The sequence below is a fragment of the Promineifilum sp. (SeqCode) genome (genome assembly GCF_041918635.1).
Taxonomy (GTDB): Bacteria; Chloroflexota; Anaerolineae; order Promineifilales; family Promineifilaceae; genus Promineifilum.
The window spans coordinates 1-5,769 of record NZ_JAYRVJ010000482.1; the positions used below are offsets into that span (position 1 = coordinate 1).

At 67.7% G+C, this 5,769-nt stretch carries 7 protein-coding genes and 1 pseudogene; 6 read left to right on the plus strand and 2 right to left on the minus strand.

Going from position 1 to position 5,769, the window contains the following annotated elements; genetic code table 11:
• Both ACE3UY_RS14600 and ACE3UY_RS14605 read right to left on the minus strand, forming a co-directional pair.
• A pseudogene (locus tag ACE3UY_RS14600) lies at positions 1 to 264 on the minus strand (four-helix bundle copper-binding protein); the annotation flags it as partial.
• Positions 265 to 360: 96 nt separating this feature from the next.
• Positions 361 to 792 carry a hypothetical protein gene (locus ACE3UY_RS14605; RefSeq protein ID WP_374688237.1) on the minus strand — a complete coding sequence of 144 codons (432 nt, stop codon included), beginning with the start codon at positions 790 to 792 and terminating at the stop codon, positions 361 to 363.
• 247 nt (positions 793 to 1,039) lie between these two features.
• Between ACE3UY_RS14605 and ACE3UY_RS14610 the strand changes: the two genes are divergently transcribed.
• The 6 genes from ACE3UY_RS14610 to ACE3UY_RS14635 all read left to right on the plus strand — a co-directional run.
• Positions 1,040 to 1,435: a hypothetical protein gene (locus ACE3UY_RS14610; RefSeq protein ID WP_374688238.1), complete on the plus strand. Its 396-nt coding sequence runs from the start codon at positions 1,040 to 1,042 to the stop codon at positions 1,433 to 1,435.
• A gap of 16 nt (positions 1,436 to 1,451) precedes the next feature.
• Positions 1,452 to 1,967 carry a mechanosensitive ion channel family protein gene (locus tag ACE3UY_RS14615; protein ID WP_374688239.1) on the plus strand — a complete coding sequence of 172 codons (516 nt, stop codon included), beginning with the start codon at positions 1,452 to 1,454 and terminating at the stop codon, positions 1,965 to 1,967.
• 105 nt (positions 1,968 to 2,072) lie between these two features.
• A complete protein-coding gene (locus ACE3UY_RS14620) occupies positions 2,073 to 2,927 on the plus strand; it encodes a PfkB family carbohydrate kinase (protein ID WP_374688240.1) in 855 nt (284 codons plus the stop codon).
• Complete coding sequence (locus ACE3UY_RS14625) at positions 2,927 to 3,721, plus strand: ParA family protein (protein ID WP_374688241.1); 795 nt, start codon at positions 2,927 to 2,929, stop codon at positions 3,719 to 3,721. Before ACE3UY_RS14620 ends, ACE3UY_RS14625 begins: the two co-directional genes overlap by 1 nt.
• Positions 3,711 to 4,565 (plus strand): ParB/RepB/Spo0J family partition protein, encoded by an 855-nt coding sequence (locus ACE3UY_RS14630; protein ID WP_374688242.1) that lies wholly within the window; start codon positions 3,711 to 3,713, stop codon positions 4,563 to 4,565. Before ACE3UY_RS14625 ends, ACE3UY_RS14630 begins: the two co-directional genes overlap by 11 nt.
• A 321-nt stretch (positions 4,566 to 4,886) precedes the next feature.
• Positions 4,887 to 5,769 (plus strand): ATP-binding cassette domain-containing protein (locus ACE3UY_RS14635; protein ID WP_374688243.1); only part of this gene is annotated, 883 nt, incomplete at its 3' end.

The following is a 5,769-nucleotide window of genomic DNA, read 5'->3' on the forward strand; positions in this document are numbered from 1 at the left end:
AACCAGCAAGTCATGCCACAGTTTTGGGTTGGTCTCCGTCTGGCGCGTCGCCACGCGGCTGGCCGCCAGGCAGGCATCGGCGCAATCCAGGTTAAGGCGAATACAGCGCCGTAGTTCCGCCACCATCCCTTCATCCAGGCAGGCGTCGGCGCAGGAGACGCAAATGTGGGCGCAGGTGGCGAGCATGGCCACCGCTTCGGCGGCCTGAGCGTGGGCGGCCGCGGGGTGAGGGTGGGCCGCCATCATCGTCTGTAACTGGTGCATGCGATTGACCTCCAAGTGTCGGCGTATAGGCCCAGGGTAATGGCTCCCCGGCCGCCAAACAATGGAGGATGACCCTACTCTACGACGGGGAAAACACTACCGCGCCGGCTGCGGGGCGTCAGTCAGCAGCCGCCACCACGCCTGCCAGGGGCGGGCCTGGAGGGCGGGGTCGGGCGTGGGGGGTGGCAGGGCCGTCGGCTCGGGCGTCGCCTCTTGCAGCAGGGGCACCACGCGCCGTTCGCCGGGCAGGATCATCCCGCCCTCGTTGCGCGCGTAATCGGCTACATAGTCGTCGCCGGTGACGTATTCCAGCGTGGCCTGTAGCTCCACCTGCCGGGTCGCTTCGCGCTCCACCTGGAGGCGCAACGCCTCCTCGCCCGTGCCGACGAGCCGGCCGGCCTGGGCGCGGCGGTTGAGGTCGATGGCGACGACGATGGCCCCGACGATGATCAACAAGAAGACCACCTGTGGCACGCTAAGCAGCGGCCGCGAGCGCAACGTCCCGGAGTCAAACAACCGTTTGGCCATGACCGAGATGTTAGCGGCAAACGGGCGGCGGCGCAATGGAGAGTTGGATAGTTGTCAGTTGTCAGTTGATAGTTGTCAGGAAAAAGTGTTCCTTATCCCAAACTGACAACCGACAACTGATAACTGACAACTGACAACTGGCGACGTCATTTTCTCTCTGCGGTGATCTGTGCTATTGTTCGTTTTGGGCCGGTCGCTTGGCCGGCCGGAATCGCGGTCACATCGTTCATTGCAAGGAGAATGCATCATGAAACAACGTCCTCTCGCTGTCACCATCCTCGCCGTCATGGCCCTCGTCGCCGGCATTCTGGCTCTCGTTGACGCGCTGCGTCTGTTCGACCTCTTCCGCCCGACCGACGATCTGGAGTTCTTCTCGCCCACGCTCACCATCTTCGGCGCCGTCCTGGCGATCATCGTCGCCCTCATCTGGTTCTCCACGGCGCGGCAGCTGTTCAACCTGGACCCGCGCGGCTGGATGTTCGTGGTGGTCATCTCCATCATCATGATCGTCTTCGAGGTCGTGGCCATCCTGGGCGGCACGAGCTTTGGCGCCGTCCTCGCGTCGCTGGTCGTGCCGGTAGTAACGCTCATCCTGGCCTTCCTGCCCGGCACGCAGGCCGCCTTCGGCCAGAAGCGGTCATAGCCAGCGCGACCGAACCGTGCTCGAGACCATTGACTACTCTGACTTGTTGATGCGGGTGGCCGTGCGCCTGGGCGCGGCCGTCCTCATCCTCCTCGCCGGCGGGGTGTTGGCGCGCTTCGGCCGCGGGCTGGTCGACCGCCTGATGGCCCGCCTGACCCTCATGCCGTCGATGGTCGCGCTGTTCCTCTCACTGGCCTACTACGGCATCTGGTTGCTGGCAATCCTGCTGGCGCTCACGGCGCTGGGCGTACCTATCGCCACAGTCACCACGACCGCCGGCGCGGTTCTCGTCGTGCTGGGACTGGCCTTACAGCAGACGCTGCAAGACCTGGCCGCGGCGGTCATCTTCCTGCTCTTCAAGCCGTTCGAGCCGGGCGACGCCATCCAGAGCGGCAACTACAGGGGCGACGTGGAGGAAATCCAGCTGTTCAGCACGACGCTGGTACAGAGCGACAAGACGCGCGTATATGTCCCAAACTCGGAGTTGCGCAAGGCGGGTATCATTAACTTCACCAAGCGACTGGAGACCTGACAGGTGGGCGGCCAAAAACGCTTTGATAGTGATGAGGCCTATGGCCGCCCACCTATCAGGTCTGAGTGGTTGCCGATCCGCCGCCGGCTCAGGTAGAATCGCCCCATGTTCGCGGATGAGACGGCCTACCCCCCGGTGGATTTCCTGGCAATCGGCCACATGTGCCACGACCTGGTCGAAGGCGGGCGCGTGGCCGGCGGCGCGGCCACCTACGGCGCGTCGACGGCCCAGGCGCTTGGCTGCCGCGCCGGCGTCGTCACCAGCGCCGCCCCGGCTGACAACTGGGGCGCGGCCTTCCCCGACCTGCTCATCCACCAGATCGACGCGCCGGCCACGACCGTGTTCGAGAACGTCTACACCCCGGCCGGGCGCGTGCAGACCATCCACAGCGTCGCCGGCCCGCTGACCGCCGTCGACGTGCCGCCGCCCTGGACGCGCGCGCCCATCGTCCAGATCGGTCCCATCGCCAATGAGGTCGATCCGGCCCTGATCCACCTGTTCAGCGCCAGCGTGGTCGGCGTCTGCCCCCAGGGGTGGATGCGCCGCTGGGACGACGCCGGGCGGGTGCGCCAGGTGGCCTGGGAGGGGGCGGCCGAGGTGCTGCCGCTGGCCGCCGCGACCTTCGTCAGCCAGGAAGACCTGCCCGACGCGGCCACGCTGGCCCACTTTCGCCGCCTGGCCCCCCTGCTCATCGTCACCGCCGGGCCGGCTGGTTGCACTGTCTACTGCCGCGACGAGGAGCGGTCGTTTCCCGCGCCGCCTGTCGCCCAACTCGACGCGACCGGGGCTGGCGACGTGTTCGCCGCCGCCTACCTGCTGCGCCTCTTCCAGACGGACGGCAACATCTGGGAAGCGGCCAAGTTCGCCAACCGCATCGCCGCCGCGTCCGTCACGCGCTGCGGCCTGCCGGCCAAGGCGGCGATTATTCGGCGGCTGATCGATGGGATGACACACAAGTAATGGCCCGTATCTACGCGGTGGCAAACCAGAAGGGGGGCGTGGGCAAGACGACAACGGTCGTCAACCTCAGCGGCTACCTGGCGAGCAGCGGCCGGCGGGTGCTACTGGTGGACATGGATCCGCAGGCCAACGCCACCTCGGCCCTGGGCTACGACAAGTACCAGATGGAGCCATCCTCCTACCAGCTGTTGCTGGAGCACGCCCCTGTTGCCACCGTCCGCCGCCGCCACGCCGAGTACAAGCTCGACCTGCTGCCCTCCAGCCCGTCGTTGGCCGGCGCGGAGATCGAACTGGTGCACGCCATCGGTCGCGAGTACCGCCTGCAGCGCGCCCTGCAGGCCGTGGCCGACGAGTACGACTACATCCTCATCGACAGCCCGCCCAGCCTGGGGCTGCTGACCGTCAACGCGCTGACCGCCGCCCAGGACGGCGTGCTCATCCCGGTGCAGTGCGAGTATTTGCCGCTGGAGGGTCTGACGCAGTTAACCAAGACGATCCAGCTGGTGCGAGAGTACCTCAACCCGGCCCTCAGCATCCGCGGCGTCATGCTGACCATGTACGACAGCCGGACGAATCTCAGCCGCCAGGTGGTCGAAGAGGTGCGCCGCCACTTCCCCAACCAGGTGTTCAAGACCATCATCCCGCGCAACGTCCGGCTGAGCGAGGCCCCCAGCTTCGGCCAGCCGATCAACGTCTACGCGCCGCAGTCGCCCGGCGCGGTGGCCTACCGGCTGCTGACGGCCGAACTGCTGAACGGCGACCGGCGCAACGGCGGAGGCGACCATGCCGACTAAACGGCCGGCGCTCGGCCGCGGCCTCGACGCCCTGTTCTCCACCGGCGAGCGGCCGGCGCGGAGCGAGGGCGCGCGCAGTGTGCCCACCAGCCAGATCGCGCCCAACCCGCGCCAGCCGCGCACTGTGCTGGACGAGGCCAAGCTGGCCGAACTGGCTGAGTCGATCCGCGTCCACGGCCTCATCCAGCCGCTCATCGTCACCGAGACGGCCGAGGGGTTCACCCTCATCGCCGGGGAGCGGCGCTGGCGCGCCGCGCAGCTGGCCGGGCTGGCCGAGGTTCCGGTGGTCGTCAAGGAGACGACGCCGCAGGACATGCTGGAGCTGGCCCTCATCGAGAACGTCCAGCGGGCCGATCTGAACGCCATCGAGGAGGCCCACGCCTACCGCCAGCTCATCGACGAGTTCGGGCTGACACAGGAAGCGGTGGCCGAGCGGGTGGGCAAGGCGCGCTCGACGGTCGCCAACCTGGTGCGGCTGCTGACGCTGCCGGAGGGCATCCAGACGGCAGTGAACGACGGCCGGCTGAGCGGGGCGCATGCGCGGGCGCTGCTGCCCCTGCCCACGCCGGAGGCGCAGACGGCGGCCATGAACCAGATTCTCCGGCTGGAACTGAGCGTACGGCAGACGGAGACGATGGTGGCCGGGCTGCTGGCCGACCAGCGCCCGCCGCCCCGGCCGCGCCGCCACCTGCCGCCGGAACTGGCCGCGTTGCAGAGTCGCTTCGAGGAGGCGCTCGGCACGCGGGTCAACATCGAGCGCGGGGCCAAGGGAGGGCGGGTGGTTATCCACTTCTATTCCGACGAGGAATTGAACGCGATTTACGACGCGCTGGGCGGCGAATAAGCCTTAGGTGCGACCCACTTTCTGAAGTGGGTTGCACCTGGAACTAGGAATGGCTACGGATTTGGACGGGGCATACGGATGAGGAACGGATTGAAACAAGGTTGAATCCGTTCTTCATCCGTCTCTTCCGTGAAATCCGTAGCCATTTTTCGATGCCCTTGCCCACATGACCCCTTTATGCCATAATCCCCTCCAGCCTCACACGTCCAGGTGACCGATGACGAATTGAGTTCCCCCCAGCTGCCCTGATTTTGCGCTATTGTCTGTTGCGCGGGCCTGCCCCCATGTCGGTTGGGCGGGCCGCTTAGGGGTTGTGAACTCATGTTAACGGTCAACCGGATCTCCAAATCCTTCAATCTGTCACCCATTCTTCAAGACGTCACCTTTTCCGTCGCCCCCGGCGAGCGGGCCGGCCTGATCGGCCCCAACGGCGGCGGCAAGACGACGCTGCTGCGCATCCTGGCCGGCCAGGAGCGGCCCGACGCCGGCCAGGTCATGCTGACGCCGGCCACCCTGCGGCTGGGCTATCTGGCCCAGGGGCTGGAGCTTGACCCGCGCCTGACGCTGGCCGAGGCGCTGGGCGGCGCGGCCGGCGATCCGGCCGGGCTGGCAGCCGAGCTGGAGCGGCTGGCCGGCGCGCTGACCGCCGAGCCCGGCCGGGACGACCTGCTGCGCGCCTACGACGACACGCTCGACCGGCTAAGCCGCGCCGACGCCGGCCGCGCTGCCCCCATCCTGGCCCACCTCGGCCTCGACGGCGTGGATTCGGCCTGGCCGGTCGGCCAACTCAGCGGCGGCCAGAAGACGCGCCTGGCGCTGGCCCTGGTGCTGCTGGAGGAGCCGGACGTGCTGCTGCTCGACGAGCCGACCAACCACCTCGACATCGCCATGCTGGAGTGGCTGGAAACGTGGCTGGCCGGCTACCCCGGCGCGGCGCTCATCGTCTCCCATGACCGCACCTTCCTCGACCGGACGGTGACGCGCATCCTTGACCTCGACCCCGTCCGCCACACCGTGCGCGAGTACGCCGGCAACTACAGCGACTACCTGGCGCAATACCAGGGCGAGCGCGAGCGGCAATGGTCGGCCTGGCGCGACCAGGAGGACGAGGTGCGCCGCATCCGGCAGGACATCGCCCGAACGCGGGAGCAGGCGCGCCACGTCGAGATCACCACCCGGCCCAACCAGCCCGGCGTGCGGCGCA